This is a genomic window from Clostridium saccharobutylicum DSM 13864, assembly GCF_000473995.1.
Classification (GTDB): Bacteria; Bacillota; Clostridia; order Clostridiales; family Clostridiaceae; genus Clostridium; species Clostridium saccharobutylicum.
In genome coordinates this window covers 3,362,692-3,387,624 of the sequence record NC_022571.1, presented here as the reverse complement: position 1 = coordinate 3,387,624, position 24,933 = coordinate 3,362,692, and the positions used below count along the sequence as shown (strand labels likewise).

Genomic DNA, 24,933 nt, shown 5'->3' with positions numbered 1-24,933 from the left:
ATTCTATGTGGAAATAATATGAAGTGAGCGAAAAGTATTTACTTAAATATTATTATACTATATACTTGTGTATATACAGAGAAAACAAGGGGGAAAATAAATGAACACTAAAATTAGACAAATGGTTTATGCGGGATTACTTACTGCGTTAGCAATTATAATACCTATTCAATTTACATTTTTAAGATTTTATGTTCCACCAGCATTTTCAGCTACATTGGCATCACATGTACCAATGATGTTATCAATGCTGATATCACCATTCGTAGCAGTTGTGGTTGGAATTGGATCTACACTTGGCTTTTTATTAGCAGGCACACCAGCACCAGTAGTAGCAAGGGCAGCAACTCATATTATTGTTGGATATATAGGTGCTAAAATCATAATGAAAAATAGAAGTTATGTTAAAGCGGTAGCAATCACAGCACCAATACATGGATTGTTAGAGATGTTAGTTGTAATACCTTTCGTTGGTATTAATCTAAATTTTATATTACTTATAACAACTATAGGGACAATGATACATCATTCTATAGATGGAATAATAGCATATGTGTTAATAAGAGCAATAGCAAAAGCACGCAACAAGAGTATTTATAATGTTTTTGGAGACTTTAGAACACATCAGACTATATAATAGAAAATGAACTATCTTAAAAGTTGATTTCAGCTTGAGATAGTTCATTTTTTTAGGGTTAATTACATAAAAATAATTTAAATTACATAAAAAATATAAAAATATATAGACAAAAATATGAAATATCATATAATAAGGGTATAATACAAAGATGAGGTGAACATTTTGGAAGAAAAAGAAGTTATGTCATTTAGAGATGAAGAAGGAAATAAAGTTGATTTTGAAGCAATAGCAAAGATTTATCTAGAGGAACAAGGATATTTATTATTATCTCCTTTAGATGAAGCATGTGAAGATATGTTTGTTTTTAGAATAGACATAAATGAAGAAGGCAACGAGGAATTAAATCTTGTTGAAGATGACAAAGAGTTTGAAGAGGTTAAAAGAGAATATAAGAAATTAATATACTAATAGATGAGGTGAAGTTTATGGATAGTTTGCAAATAATAGACTATTTAGAAGACAATAACTTAGCTGAAGTAGAAGAGATTAAAAAAACTAGGGATTATGTTCTAATAAAGTTTTATTATGATTTTGATAAAGATGAATTGAATGCTGCAAAAAGTTATTCAAATGATGAAAGTGATTTCGAACCAGAAAGTGATGAATGGTTTAATGAATATTATATTCCATATTTAAAGGATATTGCAGTAGATAATGTTGAATCTATAATTGAAGAAATAATGGATGAGTTTGAGATAGAAGGTAAGTACAAAGAGTTTGGAATGGAAAATGGAGATAATGAATATTTTAAGTTTATAGCTCTATTTTCAGCAGAACTAGATGATTCTGAATTAGATGATATTTTAAACGATTACTATAAGTAAAATAAACGCTAAAACACTATTGAAAATGTATAAGAATGTGGTATAATAAAGACATAGATTTCCTGAGATGTACGCAAAGCTTATCATATTCAACCTACATGACATTATCGGGATTTGCAACATATTCAGAAATGTCGGGCTTCATTTAAATTACTTATTGTATCAGAAGATGACAAGCATGAGTTGAGCTTAACCCACCTGCGAGGCGCAGGTATTGAATATATAGGTGAACGGCATATTGGGAACTATGATATGGATTTTTAACACCTCAGAAATGAGGTGTTTTTTAGTATATAGGAAACTACATAATTTATAACTTATAATAAATAAAGTGATATCATATTCGATTATATTTATATAAAATTATAAACTATAAAAGTCAAAAAAAAGGTTACTTTACAGACAAGAAAGGCTTAATGAATTTTGTTTTCTCCGGAAAAATAAACCCATATGCATAATTGAATGCATATAGGTAAAATATTAAATTCTATATATAATCTAAATACAATATTTATTAAGCAATTTAAAATAAATTTGATATTAAAGATTATAGTACGTATAACATAAATTTGATTTATTATTTATATAAGTTAAATTATGTTATGCTACCATATCATTTATAGAATTGGAGATTTTATTTTTAATTGAGTATGTAAAAAATAATTTTTTTTGATATAAAACAATATACTTGTCCAAATCTTGCGATAAAGTGACCATAAACTTATTAGTAGGAGGAAAAAGTAACAATAACAAATTAATTAAGTACTTTCTAAATAAAATATTGCATTTAAGCTTACAAGGTTCCAAATGTTTCATAATTACACCTCTTTTTACCATAAATGGTTCTTTTTATAGGTTAATTATAAACAAAAAAACAGATTTTGTAAAAACAATTCATCATACAATTAATGACAATCATTGGCAAAAAAATAAAATAAACCATTTAAAAATATTTTTTAAAAAGAAGCGATGGTATTTAATTGTATAAAAGGGGAAAATTTAAAAAGAATCATTTCGACATTATAAAAAGCTTAAATTAGGAAAATGTCGAAATATTTTATATTGATTATATTATTTAAAATGATAAAATTATTCATATATATGCAGAAAGGATGATATGAAATGGATATTCAAAGGATGAAAATTGAGGAAGTTGTAGAAAAAATAAATTTACTATATAAAGTGAGTCAAGAAAGAGACTTAACTACAGAAGAAAAAGATTTGCAAGGTAAACTTAGAAAAAGATATATAGATAATGTTAAGAAAAACTTTAGAGCACAGTTAGAAGGAATAGAACCTAAGGCTAAGGCATGCTCAAAAAAATAATAAATATGTTTTTATTTTGAGTCATGCTCTGTTCTACGGATGAAATGTATTATGGTAACTAATCATAATAATATTATTTGTTAATTAGATAAAAATATACACTACATATTTTAACTATTATTTTCTCTTATATGTATGAAAATAAGAAAAAAGGGTGATGAGTGATGGAAATTTCAGTTAAAAAACTAATAGATGATTTTAATTTAGAGGTTATTGTTGAAGGTGAAGAAAATATAGATATTTCTGTAAATGATATAAATAGACCGGGATTACAGCTGGCAGGATTTTATAATTATTTTGCACCAGAAAGAATTCAAGTTATAGGAAAAGCTGAGTGGAGTTTCTTAGATGATATGCAAATAGAGCTAAGAAAAAAAAGAGTTAAAAAGTATTTTAGTTTTAATATAAAATGTTTAATCATAACTAGAGGATTAGAGCCACATCCAGAATTTATTAAAGAAGCTAGAAAACATAAAGTGTGGTTTTTAAGAACTAAGCTGGTAACAACTCAATTTATAAGCAAAACAACTATATATTTAGCAGATAAACTTGCTCCTGAAACAAGGTTACATGGTGTTCTAGTTGATGTTTCTGGATTAGGTATATTAATTACAGGAGAAAGTGGGATTGGCAAGAGTGAAACTGCTTTAGAATTAATAAAAAGAGGTCATAGACTTGTAACTGATGATGCAGTTGATATAAAAGAAATAGATGGACAATTAATAGGGCGATCACCAAAAATAACATTAGGAATGTTAGAAGTTAGAGGTCTTGGTATTATAGATGTTACAACACTTTACGGGTTAAGCTCTGTTGTTCAACAAAAAGAAATAAAGTTGGTTATGCACTTTGAGCATTGGAAAGATGATAATGATTATGATAGACTAGGTATAGACAATGAATATATGAATATATTAGGTATAGATGTTAAAAAGTTGACAGTTCCAATTAGACCAGGAAGAAATATTGCAGTCATCATTGAAGCTGCTGCTGTTAACTATAGATATGCACTGATGTCTAAAGTTACACCAGTTGATGTAATTGAAACTAGAATGAATAACATTAGTGATTTGTAGTATAACATTTATATAAGGCACAATTAAATAAATAGCAAGTTCATTTGCTAGCCTATTTTCCATCATCATTCTTCGGTAAATTGACCTAATAGCCCGCAATGAGGAAAATTTGCCTCATTGCTTGATGAAAAATATCCATGTCAAACTTTGGATCTGTTATTTATTTTCATGTGCTTAAAATTCTAATATATTTAATATATGCCTTATTAAAGAAAAGGAGTGGATAGTTATGAGTATTGAAAAAAAAGAATCGAGCAAAAATGCATGGAATAAGTATAATGGCAAAGAAGTTGAAGAAGTTTTTGATTTTTGTGAAGGTTATAGAAAATTCATGTCAAAGTGTAAAACCGAAAGAGAATGTGTTAAGGAAGTAATTAGATTAGCAAAAGCTGAAGGCTATAAAGATATAGAAGATATTATAAAGAATAAACAACAACTAAAGCCAGGAGATAAAGTTTATGCTAATAATAAAGGTAAAACACTTGCTTTATTTGTTATAGGAAATGAACCAATGGAAGCTGGATTGAAAATCTTGGGTGCACATATAGATTCACCAAGATTAGATGCAAAGCAGAATCCACTTTATGAAGATAGTGAATTGGTATTATTAGATACGCATTACTATGGTGGAATCAAAAAATATCAATGGGTTACATTACCATTGGCATTGCATGGAGTTGTAGTAAAGAAAGATGGAACTGTAATTGATATTTGCATTGGTGAAGATGAAAATGATCCTGTTGTTGGAGTATCTGATCTTTTAATTCATTTGGCAGGAGATCAAATGGATAAAAAGGCCAATAAAGTAATTGAAGGTGAAGACCTTAATGTATTAATTGGAAGTATGCCTTTAAAGGATACTAAAAAAGATGCTGTTAAAGCTAATATCTTAAAGATACTTAAAGAAAAATATGATTTTGAGGAAGAAGATTTCTTATCAGCAGAAATTGAAATAGTACCTGCAGGAAAAGCTAGAGATTATGGCTTAGATAGAAGCATGATTATGGCTTATGGACATGATGATAGAGTATGTTCATATACTTCGCTTTTAGCTTTATTTGATATAAAACAAACTGATAAAACTTGTTGCTGTCTTTTAGTTGATAAAGAAGAAATAGGAAGTGTGGGTGCTACTGGAATGCATTCAAGATTTTTTGAAAACATAGTTGCAGAAGTCATATATAAAGTAGAAGGATATTCAGATCTTAAACTAAGAAGATGCCTTACTAATTCAAAGATGTTATCATCAGATGTTAGTGCTGCATTTGATCCTAATTATCCATCTGTTATGGAAAAGAAAAATGCTGCATTCTTTGGAAGAGGTATGGTATTTAATAAATACACTGGAGCCAGAGGAAAATCAGGTTGTAATGATGCTAATGCAGAATATATGGCAGAACTTAGAAACATAATGGAAAAGCATAATGTTTCAATTCAAACAGCAGAACTTGGTAAAGTTGATGTTGGTGGAGGCGGAACTATTGCTTATATACTAGCTCAATATAACATGGAAGTAATAGATTGCGGAGTTGCACTTCACAATATGCATGCACCATGGGAAGTTGCTAGTAAAATTGACATATTTGAAACAATGAAAGGTTACAGAGCATTCTTAATTGAAGCGTAGTTAATATATATGCAATTTAAAGTTATATGGTGATTAACTGAAGGAAATGGTATTTTTTTGTTTCGGTTACTAGAGAAAATAGTTGTGGATTTCTAATACCAAAAGTTATTCCATCTTTGCATGTTCCTCAAACGAGTTGATGACATGCGAAGATGAAATAACTTTTGGTAAAAAAAATCCTACAACTATTTTCTCAATGTAACACTACACAAAAAAGTACCATTTTCTTCTGCCTTTGAATGTAGCCCTAATTAAATTAATTCCTGTTTTGAAAGTTATTTATCTATAAGAATTTATACCTAATGCATCTAGTAAGTTCAAAAAGTATTTGGATGGAAGTTCCATGGATCCTATATCTCCATGGCGAGTATCGGATTCAATGTTTCCATGAAAATCAGAACCACATGATACCAATAAATTGTTTTCGTCAGCAAATTTCAAAAAGTTGATAGTTTCTTTAATAGTATTTTGACAATAGATTCCTTCAATCCCATCAAAACTCATACTTAAGAATTCAGTCAGGTTTGATTTAGAGATTAATTTTGGATGAGCTAAAAATACAAGAGCATTATATTTTTTTAAAAGTTTTACTCCTTCAAGTGTAGATAACTTTAGTGTAGGAACATAAGCTTTGCAGCCTTTTCCAATAAAGTTATCAAATATTTCTTCAAATGTATAAGGATAACCAGAATTAATTATAGCTCTAGCTATATGAGGCCTAGCCACGGTATCTTTAGAATCTTTAAGTATTTTTTCAAAGCTTATTTCAATGTTAAATTCTTCTTTAAGTTTATTAACTATAGATTTAGCTCTAAGAATTCTATGGTTTTTAATTTTATTTAATTCTTCAATAAGTTCTTCATTTTTAAAACTGTTGTCTTTAAAGAAACCTAAAATATGTATACTCTCATCGTTATGTTGTGTTGATAATTCAATTCCAGGAATTAATGTAATATCATAATTTAAGGCTTCGTCTATAGCATCAGTTAATCCACTTAAAGTATCATGATCAGTTATTGATAAGCATTTTACATTATTTTTATTAGCTCGTTGAATAACTTCCTTGGGAGATAATGTTCCATCAGAACAAGAGGTATGAACATGAAAATCCACTTTTAGCATATAATAAACCTCCAATATTGTAAATTTTAATATTAATATATGTTATATATAAACTAATATTAGTATGTATTCGCATAAATTTTAATAATACTATGATATCATAACTTGAGGAATTAAGTATACATTATTTAATACTTTTAATAAATGAATATTAATAATTAGCAATAAGTTTTTACGAATTATATTCATTAATGTTATTGACAAATATAAGAACTTGAGTATAATATAAATATACGCAAAGGACTGGTGTAGATCACTAGTCCTATTTTTTTTTATATTTTTAACGTTAAAAATCAAGCAAAGGCTTAAAAAAATAGGGGGAAAGGAAGAAATGGGCTTTAATAAGCATTTGCAAGAATTTTCAGAATTATATTTAAATTGAAATTATTAATAATAAAAAAATCAAAAAGTTATTCATGAATCTAAAAAAATGGAGAGGTGACGATAATTATGAAGGATATTTTTAGAACAAAGTCAATTAAAACGTTAATTAAAGAGACAGAAGGTGAAAAATCATTAAAGAAAAGTTTAGGTGCTTTTGAACTTACAATGTTGGGTATCGGTGCAATTGTAGGTAGTGGTATTTTCGTACTTACAGGAGTAGCAGCAGCTAAATTTTCAGGACCAGCGTTGGTAATATCATTTATTGTTGCAGGACTTGCCTGTGCGTTTGCAGCTCTTTGTTATGCTGAATTTGCAGCAATGATTCCTGTTGCTGGAAGTGCATATACTTATGGCTATGCAGCACTTGGTGAAGTATGGGCATGGATAATAGGATGGGATTTAATATTAGAATATGCTGTAGCAATTGGAGCAGTTGCTATAGGGTGGTCTGGATATATTGTAAATCTTCTTAAAAATATGGGTATTAATTTACCAGCAAGTTTAGTAGCTTCTCCATATGAAGGAGGAATAGTTAATTTACCAGCAATGCTTATAATTGGTGTCATATCAATTTTATTAATTATAGGTGTTAAAGAAAGTGCAAAATTTAATAATCTTATAGTTGCAATCAAACTTGTAATTATATTCCTATTCATATTCTTAGCAGTAGGTCATGTAAAACCTGCAAATTGGCAACCATTTATGCCTTATGGATTTAATGGAGTATTGCAAGGTGCAGCATATGTGTTCTTTGCATATATAGGTTTTGATGCAGTATCTACAGCAGCAGAAGAAGTTAAAAATCCTCAAAAAGATTTACCAAAGGGAATAATAGCATCACTTTTAATTTGTACAGTATTGTATATAGTAGTATCAGCAATATTAACAGGCGTAGTTCCATATTTAAATTATATGAATACAGCAGCACCAGTTGCCTTTGCACTTGAACAAATAGGAATAAACTGGGGTTCAGCATTAGTTTCAGTAGGAGCGGTATTTGGTTTAACTTCTGTTCTTTTGGTTATGATGTTTGGTCAAACTAGAATATTTTTCGCTATGTCAAGAGATGGACTTTTACCTGAAGTTATCGGTGGTATAAACAAAAAAACAAAAACACCTGTGAACAGTACTATTATAGTTGGAGTTGCAACTGCAATTATTGCAGGATTTTTACCAATAGGAATTGTTTCAGAATTAACTAATATAGGTACACTTGCAGCATTTATTATTGTTTCTCTTGGAATTGTTGTATTAAGAAAAAAGAGACCGGATATAAAAAGATCATTTAAATGTCCACTTGTACCAATTACTCCAATAATATCAGCATTAGCATGCTTTGGACTTATTTTACAGCTTGAAACTGCAACAAAAATAAGATTTGTAGTTTGGTTTGCTTTAGGAATTGTAGTATATTTAGCTTATGGAAGACGTCATAGTACTATGAATAATGAAATAAGAGATGAAAAAGCTGGAGAAGGTAAAAGTTGCGAAGCAACCATTACAAATTAATATGAGGTAAGTTGCTTTAAAATTATTAATATTAAATCAAATATAATTTAATAATATTCCGATTTAAATGTTATGTATGATAAAATTTATATAAACACCTAAGTTTTAGTTGTCTGAAACTTAGGTGTTTTTTGTTTATAGATACATGTTTATGGAGTAAAATTGTAAATAATAAATTCTATTAATAATTTTGGAAGGTGAACTAATTCCAACTGAAAGCGGTTAGTTTATTTCGAATGGTAATTTATTTAGTTATAAAAATAAAAAAAGAGTATCTCAAAATATAAAATTATCGTAATATGCTGATGAATAGTTTATATTTTAAACCATTAACAGATTGCATATAAAATTTATTTTGAGACAGATTTTTTTAAATGTTATGTTTACTTAAAGTATAGAAATAGTAATAGTTATTAAGATTATTGAATCGAGTTAAAAGTAAAATTTTAAAATAATAATGTATAAACTGGTTAATTAGATGATGGCTCATTTTGAATGTGTTTACAGAAATCATATAGATTGTATCTTAAAGGTAAATTTTTTATAGAAACGATATCTTCTTTGTAATTACCATCCCATGGACATATAGATACAACAGAGTCGTTAAATACTTTAATAAGATATTTGTCATCTTTGAATACTACCTTTAATCTAAAAGGTTCTTTAGCATCAACTTTATCATCTATATAATTATCATTAGTTAATGTATTAGTGAAGTTTTCAAAAATAGAGTTTTCTTCGCTTGGTACTTCAATTTCTTTATAGAGATTTGTATCAAATACATAAAGCGTAAATTTTTCATTACTTAAAATCTTATTCCGAAGTTCATCAGTATAATAATGATTATTAGGTTTTGTAGAAAAACTTATGTATTTCGGGTCTTGAATATTACATCCGCTTAAAGAAAAAAGCAAAAGCAATAAAATGGAAATATATCTTAAATTTTTCAAATCAATACCTCCTGAAATAATTTTTATACTATATAAATTTATTCATAACAAGATTTTTTAGAACTTTTATCATTTTATTTAATTTGCAATAGTGATTAAAAAGTGATAATTAATGAAGATTTTTAATATTAATAAACATAGTGATAATTTGGAGGAAAACATGTATATAATAGGAACAGTAGGGCCAAATGTAAAAGACAGAAATTCATTAAAAGGCATAATAGATAATGGTGTTAATGCATTAAGATTTAATTTTGCTCATGGAAGTGAAAATGATTTTGATGAGTTCTTGAAAATGGCTAAGGAAATAAGCAGCAATATAGATATAATACTTGATCTTTCAGGAACAAAGGTTAGAGTGTCAAACAAATTTGAATATATATATAAAATTTATGATAATGAAGAAATTTATTTTTGCGGAGAAGATAAATACGAGGAAATAAGAAATAAAATTAATAGAATGAAGATGAAGATAATACCTTTAAATATAAAAAATAAAATGCTAAATGAAAAAGATTATAAACAAATAACAATTAAGGATAATACAATGATATTTAATGTAATTGGAAAAGTAGATGAATTTATAAAAGTTAGTACTATAAAAGGAGGAATAATTAGAAGAGGAAAGGGATGTAATATAAAAGAACTAGATAGAAGCATACTTTCTTTAAGTTCTAAGGATAAAAAAGCTATAGAGTGGGGAATTAGGAATGACGTAGATATAATTTGCCAATCATTTGTAGAGGATATACAAGATATTGAAGAAATAAAATCATTTTTAGATAAAAATATTGATAAGAAGTTTAGTCCAAAGATCTGGGCTAAAATAGAAACAGTAAATGGAATAAATAATATGAAAAAAATTTTGAATGAAGTAGATGGAATTGTTATAGGAAGAGGAGATTTAATTCCAGAAACATCAATAGAAGATACACCTATATATGAGGATAGAATAATAAGTGAAGTAGTTGAAGTAAAAGATAAGGATATTATAATAGCAACACATGTTTTAAACAGCATGAAAAATGGGAAAATGCCATCAATTTCAGAGGTAGAAAGTGTATATAATTTTATAAAATCAGGAGTAACAGGATTTCTTTTGGCAGGTGAAACATCTGTAGGAAAGGCTCCTATAAGAACAGTAGAATTTCTAAAAAACTTAATTACTAAATATAGTATATAAAATAGATCTATAGGGTTCGGCAATAAGAATAGAACTTATGTGAATCTCAGCCAAAATTAGATACATATTTGTTCAATAGGATTATGAAAATTTCTAAATGTGAGGTTGCCCCATTTCTGCATGCTCCCAGTATAAAAGCTCACAGATAAAGTTCGAATAACGAAATATAAAATTTCGATTCTCACTTTTGTGACAAGCAGTAAATGGAACAATATTGCCAAGGAAACTCGACTCACATTTGTTCACTGAGTAAGTTCAATTAACCAAATAATAGATTTGGTTAATTGAACTTAAGAACCTAAACAGCTTATTTTCAAAGGCCTAGTACACAAACATGTATCCAATTTCTCTGTTAGAAATTCACAGCTAAATTATCTAACAACCGAGCTAAAGAATTCCCTCTTATTTCGGTTATTAACCACACAATTCTAAATCCCAAGTTCTTTATCCATATAACTTTATTCAAAAATTATATTTGTGAAATTTATCAATAATAAAGCTTATAAGTAAAGTTAGGGCATAATCGTAAATTAAAAATATAATTTGTGCGGATATCCATAGTAACCACAATGGAAATTTATGTGGGATACTTAAAAAGCTTTTAGCTATTATATAAAATATCATTAACAATACATTGAAAGAAAGCAATTTTAATATTAATTCTATAAGCAAATTGCTAAACCTTTCTATGAAATATTTAATTATCCCATATATTCCAAAGAATAATGTATAATAAATAGCAATATTAATTGATACTAAGAAAAAGCTTAAAATACTTGAAGATAAGTAAATTAAAATTGCATTCTTTATTGATGTTCTAATGATTGAAATTGGAGTTATACAGGAAGCAACAGTTAGTATAGATAAAGTACTAATAGGAAGAATTGAAGCGGAATAAAGTATAACAAGATTTAATGCTATTAGTATTCCGCTTTGTGCAATGTTTTTTGATTTCATAGTATGTGCCTCCTTCTAGCAACATCCAATTAAATCCCCACCCATACATTCACATAATGAATCTAAGCACCAAAGATCTATACAGCATTGACAAACATCAGTACTGTTTCTATTAGTAGTTCTATAATATTGATTAGAGTAACTATTGCTCCTTTGTCTTAATGAATTTAATCCCTGTCTATATTCAAAATTATTAGGATCCATTCTAACAGCGTTTTCCATGTGCTCAAGAGCAGAATCAAACCATCCTTTTTGAAGCACTACTGCACCATATAAATAGTGCCATTCTGCATTTCTTATACTGATAGAATTTAAACGATTTTCAGCAGCAGAAAAGTTTCCAGACTGAACTAATCTTCTTATTTCTTGAAATTCATATGAGTTGTTTGAAGAATTATTACTATATGATGATGAGTCCGTATAATTATTTGAACTGCTATAATTATTGTTACCTGAATTCTTTGTCAAAGTTTCATATGCTTCATTGATTTGCATCATTTTTTCTTCAGCTAAATTCTTTAATGGATTATCTATAAATTTATCTGGATGATATTGTTTAATCAGTTTTCTGTATGCACTTTTGATTTCATCCTGGCTAGCACCAGGTTTTACTCCTAGTATTTCATATGGGTTCATTATAAATCGCTCCTTTTAGGTTTCATTAGTATGTTTAGGCACATGAAAATAAATAACAAGTCCAAAATTGTCATCATAGTGGACCTATGATGACATTTTGCTTACTCAGAATGATGAAAAATAGGCTGGTAGATAAACTTATTATTTTTCTATTGTGCCTTAGTACTATCAATTATTTTAACATATTTGTCCATTAAGCCGAGTTCAATTATATTATATAGAATATCTTTATTTCTTTTAAGATCTAGCTTTTTTAAATTTTCTTTACAATTATATCCACAATTTAAAATTGTAAACTCTAATTTAGGTTTAATGTATTGTATAAATTTATCATATGGCAAGCTTTCTTTATTATACAAAAAGTTTAGCGGATTAAATTTATTTTTTTCAATATCAGATTTTAAATCATCTAAAGCATCAATTAAATAAATCCATTTTCCTAAAGAATAGCCTAATGAATATAATGTATCTCGCAAATCATTAGAATCATCATTTAATTCATAAGGATAGTCTTTAAAGATAGTTCCTACTAGTTTACTGAATGGATCACATATTTCATCGATAGAATTAAAAGATTTATTATTTTCTAAAATATAAAGTTCATTTAGGTAGTGCTTAATACTAGTATTAATATCTAATATCGATTTAGAAAACTTTTTTTTATATGGTGATAAAAATACAATACCAAGTTTACTTTTGAAGTCTTTATCATCATTCACATCATCGATTAATTTGTAATAAAATAAGGATATGTTTATAGAGGCAGCATAAGATAGAGCTTTATTATTATAAATTATAGTTTTCTTTTCAGTAGGATGAAGTATACATCTATGAGAGGTTGCCGTAAGCTCATCAGGATTTAAAGCATCTAATAACAAACCTAAAAAAGTCATATCATAATTTAAAGATACTCTTGGAATATTTCCAAATTCATTTTTTATATGGCAGCATAGTCCACAATAGTAACATTTAAATCTAGCAAAATCTTTTACTTTCATTTCACCTTTCAATGGAGTAACATATCCAAACAATTTAAAACACTCCTTATTAATGTTAAGTATAAGCTCATTATACAGTAAAATTCAATATTAAAACAATAAAGTTTATATATACATAATAAAAATTTCAGAGAATATTAATATTTATAAGATAATCTCAACAGTTCCACAGATATGCAAACTATAAATCATACTTATGTGGTAACTCACCGAAATCATATATATATTTGTTTCGTCGGACTTATGAAATTTTCGCTGGAAGATTCTAAATGGGAGCTTTTGCCCATTTCTGCATGTTCCAAATATTCATTTTGACAAGCAGTAAATGTAACAAGCTGCCATTTAGAATCTTTAACAGTTCAATTTCAAATGCTTACTTTATAAATATATATATGATTTCTAGTAGGGATATTAACCACAAATAAGTCTAATTCTTAAATTGGATATCTTATCATGGAAGAGTTAATAAAATTAACAGTGTCTTCATATAGATATAAATGTCGTAACATTCATTTACATCTATGTTGCAATATGATTTATTAATTAATTCAATTATACAGTAATAGGTTTTAATGTGTTTTAAACTCCTGATGTATATTTTTTGAAAAATATATAAAAAACACTTTACAACGGATAATAATTATTATATAATAATAAATGTAGCAAGGAAGAAATTAACATAGATAAATAAATAAAAATAAAAATAAATAAATTTAGAAGTTTTAGGAGGAAAATATTATGAAAAAATTCGTTTGTACAGTGTGTGGTTATATTTATGAAGGAGAAGCAGCTCCAGAAAAATGTCCAGTGTGTGGAGTTGGCGCAGATAAGTTTATAGAACAAAGCGGAGACTTAGCTTTTGCTGATGAACATGTAATTGGAGTAGCTAATGGTGTAGATAAAGAAATAATTGAAGGATTACAAGCAAACTTTGCTGGAGAATGTACAGAAGTTGGTATGTATTTAGCAATGTCAAGACAAGCAGATAGAGAAGGATATCCTGAAGTTGCTGAAGCTTATAAAAGAATAGCATTTGAAGAAGCAGAACATGCAGCAAAATTTGCTGAAATGTTAGGTGAAGTAGTAGTTGCAGATACAAAGGCTAATTTAGAAGCTAGAGTAAATGCTGAACATGGTGCTTGCCAAGGTAAAAAGGATTTAGCTACTTTAGCTAAGAAGTTAAATTTAGATGCAATTCATGATACAGTACATGAAATGTGCAAAGATGAAGCTAGACATGGAAGAGCATTCAAGGGATTATTAGATAGATATTTTGCATAAAAGCTATAGTTTAGAATATTTATTTTCACGTGCCTTAAAGATATGTATTAATAATTAAAAAATATTTGAAGATTATAATATATATGAGATAAATAGAGCAGATATATTTAGCTTAGAGCTAGAATATCTGCTCTATTATTTTCAAATTTAAATATGTTTTTACTATGTTAGTTTAAAGTATTAATTAAAGATAAGTGCAGTATAAATCATTTTTCTAAAAAGTTTTCATTATATACAGTTTGATATACATTGTAAGTTTTATCATCAAAACATACCATAGCAATTTCATCGAAAGCATCAGGAAAGTTTTTGATAAAAGTTAGCATTTCGTCTAATGCTATGGAAGCTGCTTCTTCCAATGGGTAAGAATAAGCCCCTGTACTTATAGAAGGAAATGCAATAGTTTTAATTGGATGTTCTTGAATGTATTCATTAAAATCCCTGATTAAAATTTCCTTTTTTTTAGCACCTATAAATCCACTATTACTAAAGCGATAAAGATTATTATTCAAAATTTCATTACATTGCTTTGAGTAGTTGTCGGCGTAAGTACTTGCTAAATCAAGAGCGGAGTGATAAGCACTTCTTAAATATTTTTCTTCATTACCATTATGTCTATAAATAGGACCTACAGTGTGTATTACCCAATATACACCTTGTTCCATTAAATCATACGATTTTGTTATTTTAGCTTTACCAGTTAAACATCCGTTTAATTCTCTACATTCTTCTAATAATTTATCACCACAAGCTCTGTGAATAGCACCATCAACACCACCTCCGCCTAGTAATGATGTATTTGCCGCATTTATTATTGCGTCATATTTAATTTTCGTTATATCTCCTAAAATTATTTTGAATATTGTCAAACTAACCACCTCATATCAGTCATATAAATTCTCTTACTTAATAGTTTACACCTATTTACTTAAAATAAAAACCTATAATTACATTAAATGTAAAAAAGCATAAGTAATAGTAAAGAATAACTGCTTGTATGCTAGTATGAAGATAAATATTTCAAAATTGCATTTAGGATTTACATTAATAAAGATCATACATATAAGGTTATTTCTTATATGTATGATCTTTTGGTAAGGATTTGTGAATTTTACAAGATATTATTTTTTATATTTCCTTGATTTCTAAATTTCCTCTTCTATTATCTAAAGGATTTAAATTTATATGGTGAACTTTCATTGATTCATCAGGATTCATGATAAGTTCATCTAAACGGATTCTACCTTCAGGAGTATTAGCAACAACCATATATTCAGAATCTTTTTTATATGTAACCCAGTTATAACCGTCTTTAATAACTTTATTAACATCTTCCATAGAGATTAGAGCTTTTTCTTTTGGATTTCCAAATTTATCTCTTAAAATTATAGCCATTGTTTCATGATCTATTTTTTCACAATCATTTTTTAAGGTTCTATTGTATAGCTCTAAATTTTGCTTTCTATTGTCTAAAGTATTCCCATTTAAATGTTTTATTGGAGCTTTAGGACTAACATCTAAGATAAATGATTGAATGCTTTGTTTAATATTTTTAATTTTCCCATTAACATTAGTAGTAGTTAATGTTTGTACTAAATAGCTGTTAAAATCTTTGTGCCATTCTGCAAACCAAACTCCTGCTTTTTGAACTCTTTCTGCATCAAAAGTATCCATTTTGCAGATAAGTTCAGTTCCATCTTTCTTTAAAACAGTCATTTCGGTAAGGTTACCTTTTGTATTGTATTTATTTTCTTGAGTTTTATAATTTGTATTTATGGTTAAGCACCTCTTTCATAATTTTAATATTTCATTCATTTAGTTTAGAGTAATAAGACTTTGTAAAAAATAAACTATTTTCACGTGCCTAAAGTAAATTATGCTCAAAACATGTAATACTAGAAACATCATATCATTATATCAAATTATCATGATAAAAGATATATATTAGATTGTTGAAAGTCAGGCACATGAAAGAAAATAACAAGTTAAATGTCATGATTATTTTTTGAATGTACCTTATATAGCATTAATTATTCCCTAATTAATCTAATTTGAAACAATAAGGCACATGAAAATAAGTAACAAATCCAAAACTGCTATGACTATTTTTTATCAGGCAATGAAGTAAACTGCCATCATAGTGAGCATATTATGGCAGTTTACTGACACAGAATGATGGGAAGCAGGCTGGTAGATAGATTTATTATTTTTTTGATTAGCTTTATTGTAGAAAAATAAAGTTCTATTATCTGAATTTTAACCATACCATTAATATATAGAAAATAACATTTATTAATCACAATAAAAAAATAATAAAAATTAAGAGGTGTTGTTCATGGATACAATTTCAAATTATTCTTCTAATTTAATTAATATTATAATAGACGCTAAGGAAATAAGTTATTATGAATTAAAAAGATATTTTCAAAAAAATAAAACACACGTTGATGACAAAGAAATTAAAAAATTTAATTTAGAAAATGAATTAGATAAATTAGAACGTATGGGAATAGTAAAAGAAGAAGAGGGGATGATTATTTTTCAAGGTATGTAAAATGTTTAATAATATTAGGTGAAGAATTTTATATTAAAATAATGCGTTGTGATAACGGTTTAATATTATTACAACGCGTTTAAAATAATTAGTTTTACATAAAAGATGATTTGAAATGATTCATTTTTAATAAGGCACATGAAAGTTTTCTATGTGCCTAAATATAATTTTTTGAATAAAAAATAAAATTTTTATTATAATAAAAAATGTAATAGTAAATTTGGAATATAATATTTTTATAAAATGTTAATACGGAGAATAATATGCTAAAGAATAAAAAACTTTTTTTATTAGATATTGATGGTACAATAGCATTAGGAAATGAAATAATTGATGGAACTTTAGAATTTATGAATTATGTAATAAATATAGGTGGAAAATATATTTTTATAACCAATAATTCTACTAAGAGTATTGAAGATTATGTAACAAAATTTAGCAAGTTAGGACTTAAGGTTGATAAAACAAATTTTGTTACATCTTCCTATGCTACAGCTTTATATTTAAAAAAACATTATGATGAAAAGAAGATTTTTGTGGTTGGAACTACATCATTTGTGGAGGAATTAAGAAGTTTTGGATTAAATGTTGTAGAAGAATTACAAGAAAGTATATGTTGCGCAGTTGTCGGATACGACAATGAATTGAATTATAAGAAGATAGAGAATATATGTCATTTGTTAATTACTAAAAAAATAGATTATATTGCAACAAATCCAGATTTAGTCTGTCCAGTAAAGTTTGGAGTTGTTCCAGATTGTGGAGCATTATGTGAAATGCTACAGCATGCAGTTAAAAAAACTCCGTTTTTTATAGGAAAACCCAATAAGGATATAATAGATATTTGTCTTAAGCAAACTAAACTAAAAAAAGAACAAACATTAGTAATTGGAGATAGATTGTATACGGATATTGCTTGTGGAATTAATGCTAATGTTGATACTTGTCTTGTGTTTACTGGAGAAGCAAGTGAAAAAGATTTGATAGATACAGAATTTAAACCTACTTATCATTTTAATGGAATAAAAGATTTATATAACGAATTAAAATCGTAATTTTTAGACTTATTATTTATTTGAATATGTCTTAAGAGTAAAACAACTTATTAATAATAAAATTGTAAACTAAGTGAGAATACAAAATATAATTTTTTATGTATTCTCACCTTTTATTTTCATATGATTATAATTTATTTTGATAGCACACTTCTATTTAATAAAGCACTTCTATTATTATAAGAATTTAATCTGATTTTGCCAATAAAGTTAGGAATTCTAACAATATGTAGCTTAGAATTTCTCGCAAAATTAAGAGCAAAAACAGCAGAACATACTATAGAACTGATTTCAATACATTTTTTTATATCCCACAAATATGAATGTTGACCATTAATATAATTAGATAGTACATTATCTATTGAGTTTTTTATAGAAGAAAAACTTACTGATTTCATATTTGTAGTATCCATATTATTAGCAGAAGTATTTTTTTCTGATTTTTTCAAAGTATCAAAGTTTTTAAGTAAATATTTTTGTATTTCACGTTCATATTTTAAGTGATAAGAAATGTTGCCGATACATCCATTTATATGAGAGTAACAACAAAAATCGCAAAGATAATGCACAACTACGCCAAGTTGTATAGAATGATAGCTATTGAATCTTTTTATTGAAAGAAGGTGTTTGATTTTTTCTTTTATATATTCTAAAGAGTGTTGCATGTAATGGGGATGAGTTTTTACTAACCAACTTTGATCAACCATTACAAGACCAAAATTAAACATAGATTTAGAAAATCCTTTTGGAATATTATTTATATTTTTAATAAAAGCTAATTCTGCTAATTTTACATGAGTTTTAACTTTCATAATTAATCTCTCCTTTTAATAATGTGTTTTTTACTATAAATTAATTAGAGCATATAAATATTAAAATTACATTAAAATAAGTAACATTTAACTAAATTATGCAAATTATAATTATTTTTCTTTCAAGTATTGTTATTAACATATTAAATTAATATGATTTTATATTACTTTATGTTTATGATAGAATATTGTATTTAGTATAAACATAAGTTGTTACTAATATAAAAAATTAATATATAATAGTACTGGGAGGAAATTAAATATGACTAGTGATAAAATATTAAATAATAGATTGAAATATATAGATGATTTATATAAAACATATCCAGTATTAAAGAAGATTGATAAAGATAATAATAATATAATAAGTACACAAGCAATTTTTAAAACTGTACATTCAGAGGATTATATAGGATCAACAGATGGGACTTGTGAGGGTGTCTTGTTTGTATTAAGAGGAACAATAAAAATACAAAAGATAAATCACGAGGGGGAAGAAACTAACCTTTATAATATAAAAGAAGGAGGGTTTTGTCATGAGGCTTTAAGTTGTTTATCAAATTTGAAATCTTTAAATGTAACCGGTAAAGCAATTCAGGATTCAGAAGTATGTATAATACCATCTGATGTGGTTAGAAAATATTTTATGAATGATACTCAATTTTTATTATATATGTACAAAGATTTGTACAAAAAATTCAACTTTGTTATAGAAAATAAAGAAGAGATAATTCATGAATCTTTAGAATCAAGGCTAATTAAATTACTAATTAATAAAAATAGCAAAATAATTTATGCAACTCATAGTGAGTTGGCTTTTGAAGTTGACTCAGTGCGTGAAGTTATAAGCAGAAAGTTAAAAAGCATAGAAAAAAAGGGATATATAAAATTAGAGAGAGGGAAGATAGTAATTATTAAGGATTTGAATGAAATGTTAAAAAAATAAAAATAATTATTTTAACTAGAGATTTTAAAGAGTATAGATATATCAGTATCAAATAGTCTATCTAATAAATATAATATTCTAAGAAAAAATATAAAGAGGAATGTTATGGATAATATAAGTAGTGGAAATGTTACAACAAATGCGGGAAGCGGTACAACAAACGCTGAAAATGTTACAACAAGTTCTGGAAATGTTATAACAAGCGTTGGAGGGAGTACTAGAAATACTGGTGCGCTAAAAGTTCAATGCTTTAGAGGTTATAATTATGTTCCGATCGATAATGCTAAAATAACAGTAAAAGGAGCATCGGAAAATGTTAGAGATATTGAACTTACCACAAATTCATCAGGATTAACTCAAATAATAGAATTACCAGCGCCACCTTTAGAATATTCTTTAAATGAAAATAGTAATCAGATACCTTATAGCTTATATGATATAACCGTTGAAAGAAGCGGATTTAACCCAATAGTAATAAGGGGATGTCAAGTATTTCCTACCAGAGTTGCATTTCAAATATGTAATTTAGAGATTAATTTAGGAAGAGGGCCTATGAGGCAGTCATTTATTGACATACAGCCTAATACATTAAATGGAAATTTCCCTCCTAAGATACCTGAAGAAGAAGATAAACCAGTACCACCACCAAGTTCAGGAGTTGTGTTAGCTCAGCCTGTAGTACCAGAATTTGTTGTTGTTCATCAAGGAAGTCCAAATGATCCATCGGCACCAAATTATAAGGTACCGTTTAAGGACTATATTAAAAATGTTGCTTCATGTGAAATATATTCAACTTGGACAGGATCAGCATTAAGAGCAAATATTTTTTGTATTGTATCTTTTACGTTGAACAGAATTTTTACTGAATGGTATAGAGGAAAAGGCAAGAACTTTGATATTACAAGCTCTACAGCTTATGATCAGGCATTTAATTATGGTAGAAATATATACGATAACATAAGTCAAATTGTAGATGAGATTTTTTCCACATATGTAAGAAGAATTGGAAAGAAGCAGCCGCTTTTTACACAATACTGCGATGGAAAGAGTGTTACTTGTCCAGAATGGTTAAGTCAATGGGGAAGTCAGCAATTAGGTGCTCAAGGCTACGTACCGTATGATATATTAACACATTATTATGGATATAATATTGAATTAGTTACGGCTGAAAAAGTTGCTGGAATACCAATGTCATATCCAGGAGAACCGTTAACTATTGGATCATCTGGTGCATCAGTAAAAGCAATTCAAGGTCAATTAAACAGGATATCGAGGAATTATCCATTAATTCCGAAACTTGCCGAGGATGGAAAATATGGACAAAAGACAGCGAATTCAGTAAGAATATTTCAACAAATATTCACACTTCCACAAACAGGTGTAGTAGACTATGCAACATGGTATAAGATATCGGATGTTTATGTTGGAGTAACAAAACTTGCAGAGCTTACTACCACTGAATCAAGTAGACAATGGTTAAAAAATGAATTTATACCACCAGTTATACCAGGAATGGATGATGAAAAAAGAGTTCCTAGATTTTATTATTAAATATATTTAGGCACATTCAAAATAATAAGACGCGTGAAAATAAACAAGTAATAAAACCACTAATCATATTTAATTTGATTAGTGGTTATTTGAGTGCCAAACTGTATCAATTGAAGAATGTGTTTTTGTATTAGATTCTAATAAATTTACACTTTGGCAGAAAAATTAGATAGGGAAGTGTTAGTAGATGATAGAAGAAAAATTAGTAATGAAAGAATCATGTAGGAAGCTATTTCAACCAGTGGTGGAGAAAATAAATGAACTGCTAAAAACTAAAAAAACACCTATAATGATAGCTATTGATGGAATGTGTGCTTCGGGAAAAACAACTCTTGGTTATTATTTGCAAAATAAATTTGATTGTAATATTTTTCACATGGATGATTTTTTCCTTCAAAACGAGCAAAGAACAGAAGAAAGATTAGCTGAAATTGGTGGTAATGTTGATTATGAACGTTTTAAGAAAGAAGTAATTATTCCAATACTCAATAAGAAAAGTATAATATATAGACCTTTCCGGTGTGATATCAGAGCGATTGAGGCTGGAAAAGAAATAGGTAGTAAAAGACTTAATATCATTGAAGGTTCTTATAGTCAACATCCGTATTTTGGAGAAAATTATCAGATGAAGATATTTATAAGATTACCAAAGGAAAAACAGATAGAACGAATTCGAGTACGCAATGGGAACGAACTATTAGAGAAATTCATATCTGAATGGATACCAAAAGAAAATGCATATTTCAAAAGATATCATATAGAGAAAAATAGCGTGATCATTAGTAGTTAATCTATAAGATAACATAATAAACAAATTATAATATCATAGATAGAAATTTATTATAATGTTGACAAGTTCTTGGTTTAATAGTAATATAGTTAATAATAATATTAAAAGAGATAATTATAACCGTATTTATAGGGGGAGTAACTGCCTGTAGTTATACAGGATTCAAAGTCGTCATTACGGAGAAATCCCGGCTTTGAAGGTAAAATGCTTAGTGAGACTCTATAGTTAGAAAGTTTTCTAACTATAGAGTCTTTTTATTACAATAAACCTTAAACTTAAGAAGAAAATGTTGAATTAAAATTACTAAGATTAAAAATATCAGAGTACAAGGAGGAAAATAAGATGAATAGTTTAGGAAATCAAATTAAAACTCTGCTTTTAATGAGTGGTTTAACTATATTATTAGTATTAGCAGGCAGAACTTTAGGTGGTCAAGGAGGAATAATTATTGCTTTAATAGTATCATTGGTTATGAATGGAGGCAGTTATTGGTTTAGTGATAAAATTGCTCTTTCTATGACTGGAGCTAAGCCACTATCAAAACAAAGTAATGTTGAAATTTATGATATGGTGGAAAGACTGACATCAAATGCTAAAATGCCAATGCCAAGACTTTATATTACACCATCTATTCAGCCAAATGCTTTTGCAACAGGACGAAATCCAAAACACTCAGCTGTTGCTGTTACACAGGGTTTATTAGATATATTAAATTATGAAGAATTAGAAGGTGTTATTGCTCATGAATTAGCACATATTAAGAATAGAGATGTGCTTATTAGCACTATTGCGGCTGTAATGGCAGGCGTAATAACAACAATTGCCGATTGGGCACAGTGGGCACTTATGTTTGGCTGGGATAATAGTGAAGAAGAAGGTGGAGGAATATTAACTTCTTTACCAATGATAATTTTAGGACCTATTTCAGCTATATTGGTACAGATGGCAGTATCACGATCTAGAGAATATCTTGCAGACAGTACAGGAGCTAAAATAGCAGGAAATGGCAGAGGATTGGTCGATGCTTTGTTAAAGCTGGAAGTATATTCAAGAAGGGTGTCTATGGATGTTAACCCTGCAGCAAGTCATCTTTTTATAGTGAATCCATTAAGTGCTAAACGATTAATGAATTTATTTAGCACTCATCCATCTATAGAGGACAGAGTACGCAGACTTCAATCTTTAAATTAAAGATATTAATATAAATGTCTTACAAAAAATGCATGTTGCTCATATTAGATAGATAATACTATTTATTAAAAATATATAATAAACAATAGTTAATAATAATTATTTTGGAGGTATGTAAATAAATGAATATCTTAATGGATATCATCATTGTGTTTTTACTTGTATTTATGAATGGATTTTTTGTTGCAGCTGAATTTGCTATGGTAAAAGTACGAAAATCTAGAGTAGAAACATTAGTGAGTGAAGGAAATACGAACGCTAAACATACTTTAAAGGTTGTTAATGATTTGAATTCGTATTTATCAGGATGCCAATTAGGAATAACTTTAGCATCTTTAGGTTTAGGATGGGTAGGGGAACCAGCAGTGTCAAATATGTTAAGTCCAATTTTTAATATGTTTAATCTTTCAGAAGGCACTATCCATTCAATCTCGTTTGTTTTAGCGTTTTCTATTATCACAGGTTTCCATATTGTACTTGGAGAGTTAGTTCCTAAATCATTAGCTATTATAACTGCAGAAAAGATAGCAATGTATACAGCTTTGCCGTTGATTATGTTTTATAATTTAACTTATCCGATAATGTGGTTGTTCAATCATACTACTAATTTTATTTTGAAGATATTTGGATTTTCTCAAATGGATGAGCATGAGGAGGCTCATACTGATGAAGAAATAAAGCTGTTGGTTGAAGAAAGTTATAAGCATGGTTTAATAGATAAAACAGAATTAACTTTTGTAGATAATATATTTGATTTTTCTGAAAAAACTGTAAAAGATATAATGATACCTCGTACTGATATGACATGTATTTTTCTTGAAGATTCTTTTGATGAAATAATAAAATATGCTTTAGCAGAACAGTTAACTAGATATCCAGTATGTAAGGACAGTAAGGATAATATTAGTGGTTTTATACATATAAAGGACCTATATAGACTTAAGATTGAAGGAAATAATGAGAATATACAAAGCATCATTCGAGAGATTAAATTTATCCCAGAATCTATGTCAATAAGTGAATTGCTAAAGATATTCAAGAAAGAAAAAATACAAATTGCCATAGTCATTGATGAGTATGGAGGAACATTTGGATTAGTAACAATTGAAGATATTTTAGAAGAAATAGTTGGTGAAATTCAAGATGAGTTTGATGAAGAAACAGAAGAAATCAAGAAAACTAAAGAGGGTAATTATATAGTAGATGGAAAAGTTCATATTGAATATATAAATGAATTGTTAGATATAGAAATTGAAATGGAACATATTGATACTATAGGTGGGTGGATTTATTCAAAGTTAAAATCCTATCCACAAGTTAATGATAAAATTAATTACAAGGAATATGAATTTATAATATTGAAATGTGATAGTAAAAGAATAAATAAAATTTTGATTATTAAAAATGAGTAGTCAACGTGAAATATTAACTTAATAAACAAATTTGCATCATAACAATTATTCAGATAAAAGATATCATTCTTTAAATGGTATCAAATGAAAGTAAATAGAGAGACTGCAA

Annotated in this window: 24 protein-coding genes; 16 read left to right on the top strand and 8 right to left on the bottom strand. The window is 27.6% G+C overall.

What is annotated here, in order from left to right:
- The first annotated feature begins 100 nt into the window (after positions 1 to 100).
- The 6 genes from CLSA_RS14720 to CLSA_RS14690 all read left to right on the top strand — a co-directional run bounded on the left by CLSA_RS14720 (position 101) and on the right by CLSA_RS14690 (position 5,493).
- Positions 101 to 637: a hypothetical protein gene (locus tag CLSA_RS14720; RefSeq protein WP_022747178.1), complete on the top strand. Its 537-nt coding sequence runs from the start codon at positions 101 to 103 to the stop codon at positions 635 to 637.
- Positions 638 to 802: 165 nt separating this feature from the next.
- Positions 803 to 1,048 carry a DUF1292 domain-containing protein gene (locus CLSA_RS14715; RefSeq protein ID WP_022747177.1) on the top strand — a complete coding sequence of 82 codons (246 nt, stop codon included), beginning with the start codon at positions 803 to 805 and terminating at the stop codon, positions 1,046 to 1,048.
- Between the two features lie 17 nt (positions 1,049 to 1,065).
- On the top strand, positions 1,066 to 1,464 hold the full coding sequence (locus tag CLSA_RS14710) for a hypothetical protein (protein ID WP_022747176.1): 399 nt from the start codon (positions 1,066 to 1,068) through the stop codon (positions 1,462 to 1,464).
- 1,122 nt (positions 1,465 to 2,586) lie between these two features.
- Positions 2,587 to 2,790: a DUF896 domain-containing protein gene (locus CLSA_RS14700; RefSeq protein WP_022747175.1), complete on the top strand. Its 204-nt coding sequence runs from the start codon at positions 2,587 to 2,589 to the stop codon at positions 2,788 to 2,790.
- 164 nt (positions 2,791 to 2,954) lie between these two features.
- Positions 2,955 to 3,866 carry an HPr(Ser) kinase/phosphatase gene (gene hprK / locus CLSA_RS14695; RefSeq protein WP_022747174.1) on the top strand — a complete coding sequence of 304 codons (912 nt, stop codon included), beginning with the start codon at positions 2,955 to 2,957 and terminating at the stop codon, positions 3,864 to 3,866.
- A gap of 229 nt (positions 3,867 to 4,095) precedes the next feature.
- Complete coding sequence (locus tag CLSA_RS14690) at positions 4,096 to 5,493, top strand: aminopeptidase (RefSeq protein WP_022747173.1); 1,398 nt, start codon at positions 4,096 to 4,098, stop codon at positions 5,491 to 5,493.
- A gap of 279 nt (positions 5,494 to 5,772) precedes the next feature.
- On the opposite strand, the gene CLSA_RS14685 is transcribed toward CLSA_RS14690, so the two are convergent.
- On the bottom strand, positions 5,773 to 6,615 hold the full coding sequence (locus CLSA_RS14685) for a PHP domain-containing protein (protein ID WP_022747172.1): 843 nt from the start codon (positions 6,613 to 6,615) through the stop codon (positions 5,773 to 5,775).
- A gap of 450 nt (positions 6,616 to 7,065) precedes the next feature.
- Here CLSA_RS14685 and bcaP point away from each other — a divergent pair, with 450 nt between their 5' ends.
- On the top strand, positions 7,066 to 8,508 hold the full coding sequence (bcaP, locus tag CLSA_RS14680) for a branched-chain amino acid transporter BcaP (protein ID WP_022747171.1): 1,443 nt from the start codon (positions 7,066 to 7,068) through the stop codon (positions 8,506 to 8,508).
- A 470-nt stretch (positions 8,509 to 8,978) separates the two neighbouring features.
- On the opposite strand, the gene CLSA_RS14675 is transcribed toward bcaP, so the two are convergent.
- Positions 8,979 to 9,458 (bottom strand): DUF4883 family protein, encoded by a 480-nt coding sequence (locus CLSA_RS14675; protein ID WP_022747170.1) that lies wholly within the window; start codon positions 9,456 to 9,458, stop codon positions 8,979 to 8,981.
- Between the two features lie 160 nt (positions 9,459 to 9,618).
- On the opposite strand from CLSA_RS14675, the gene CLSA_RS14670 reads away from it, so the two are divergent.
- Entirely contained in the window at positions 9,619 to 10,641 is a 1,023-nt protein-coding gene (locus CLSA_RS14670; protein WP_041716292.1) for a pyruvate kinase, read from the top strand.
- 462 nt (positions 10,642 to 11,103) lie between these two features.
- Here CLSA_RS14670 and CLSA_RS14665 read toward each other — a convergent pair whose 3' ends face one another.
- From CLSA_RS14665 to CLSA_RS14655, 3 genes are all read right to left on the bottom strand, one after another.
- Entirely contained in the window at positions 11,104 to 11,598 is a 495-nt protein-coding gene (locus CLSA_RS14665; protein ID WP_022747168.1) for a hypothetical protein, read from the bottom strand.
- Between the two features lie 15 nt (positions 11,599 to 11,613).
- Complete coding sequence (locus CLSA_RS14660; RefSeq protein ID WP_022747167.1) at positions 11,614 to 12,234, bottom strand: J domain-containing protein; 621 nt, start codon at positions 12,232 to 12,234, stop codon at positions 11,614 to 11,616.
- A 149-nt stretch (positions 12,235 to 12,383) separates the two neighbouring features.
- Entirely contained in the window at positions 12,384 to 13,265 is an 882-nt protein-coding gene (locus tag CLSA_RS14655; RefSeq protein ID WP_022747166.1) for a DUF5685 family protein, read from the bottom strand.
- Positions 13,266 to 13,970: 705 nt separating this feature from the next.
- On the opposite strand from CLSA_RS14655, the gene CLSA_RS14650 reads away from it, so the two are divergent.
- A complete protein-coding gene (locus CLSA_RS14650; RefSeq protein ID WP_022747165.1) occupies positions 13,971 to 14,513 on the top strand; it encodes an NADH peroxidase in 543 nt (180 codons plus the stop codon).
- A 206-nt stretch (positions 14,514 to 14,719) separates the two neighbouring features.
- Here CLSA_RS14650 and CLSA_RS14645 read toward each other — a convergent pair whose 3' ends face one another.
- Positions 14,720 to 15,382 carry a macro domain-containing protein gene (locus tag CLSA_RS14645; protein ID WP_022747164.1) on the bottom strand — a complete coding sequence of 221 codons (663 nt, stop codon included), beginning with the start codon at positions 15,380 to 15,382 and terminating at the stop codon, positions 14,720 to 14,722.
- 259 nt (positions 15,383 to 15,641) lie between these two features.
- Positions 15,642 to 16,229, bottom strand: a complete 588-nt coding sequence (locus tag CLSA_RS14640) for a hypothetical protein (RefSeq protein WP_022747163.1) — start codon at positions 16,227 to 16,229, stop codon at positions 15,642 to 15,644.
- Between the two features lie 619 nt (positions 16,230 to 16,848).
- On the opposite strand from CLSA_RS14640, the gene CLSA_RS14635 reads away from it, so the two are divergent.
- Entirely contained in the window at positions 16,849 to 17,067 is a 219-nt protein-coding gene (locus tag CLSA_RS14635) for a hypothetical protein (RefSeq protein ID WP_022747162.1), read from the top strand.
- 263 nt (positions 17,068 to 17,330) lie between these two features.
- Positions 17,331 to 18,122, top strand: coding sequence for an HAD-IIA family hydrolase (locus CLSA_RS14630; RefSeq protein WP_022747161.1), 792 nt, complete (start codon positions 17,331 to 17,333; stop codon positions 18,120 to 18,122).
- A gap of 134 nt (positions 18,123 to 18,256) precedes the next feature.
- Here CLSA_RS14630 and CLSA_RS14625 read toward each other — a convergent pair whose 3' ends face one another.
- The gene (locus tag CLSA_RS14625) at positions 18,257 to 18,934 is read right to left on the bottom strand and encodes a zinc dependent phospholipase C family protein (protein WP_022747160.1); all 678 of its coding nucleotides are present in this window, start codon (positions 18,932 to 18,934) and stop codon (positions 18,257 to 18,259) included.
- A 262-nt stretch (positions 18,935 to 19,196) separates the two neighbouring features.
- Here CLSA_RS14625 and CLSA_RS14620 point away from each other — a divergent pair, with 262 nt between their 5' ends.
- The 5 genes from CLSA_RS14620 to CLSA_RS14600 all read left to right on the top strand — a co-directional run bounded on the left by CLSA_RS14620 (position 19,197) and on the right by CLSA_RS14600 (position 24,824).
- A complete protein-coding gene (locus CLSA_RS14620) occupies positions 19,197 to 19,880 on the top strand; it encodes a Crp/Fnr family transcriptional regulator (RefSeq protein ID WP_022747159.1) in 684 nt (227 codons plus the stop codon).
- 105 nt (positions 19,881 to 19,985) lie between these two features.
- The gene (locus tag CLSA_RS14615) at positions 19,986 to 21,431 is read left to right on the top strand and encodes a peptidoglycan-binding domain-containing protein (protein WP_022747158.1); all 1,446 of its coding nucleotides are present in this window, start codon (positions 19,986 to 19,988) and stop codon (positions 21,429 to 21,431) included.
- Positions 21,432 to 21,618: 187 nt separating this feature from the next.
- Positions 21,619 to 22,221, top strand: a complete 603-nt coding sequence (locus CLSA_RS14610; RefSeq protein WP_022747157.1) for a nucleoside/nucleotide kinase family protein — start codon at positions 21,619 to 21,621, stop codon at positions 22,219 to 22,221.
- A gap of 342 nt (positions 22,222 to 22,563) precedes the next feature.
- Positions 22,564 to 23,412, top strand: a complete 849-nt coding sequence (locus CLSA_RS14605) for a zinc metalloprotease HtpX (RefSeq protein WP_022747156.1) — start codon at positions 22,564 to 22,566, stop codon at positions 23,410 to 23,412.
- 122 nt (positions 23,413 to 23,534) lie between these two features.
- The gene (locus CLSA_RS14600; protein WP_022747155.1) at positions 23,535 to 24,824 is read left to right on the top strand and encodes a hemolysin family protein; all 1,290 of its coding nucleotides are present in this window, start codon (positions 23,535 to 23,537) and stop codon (positions 24,822 to 24,824) included.
- Positions 24,825 to 24,933 lie beyond the last annotated feature (109 nt).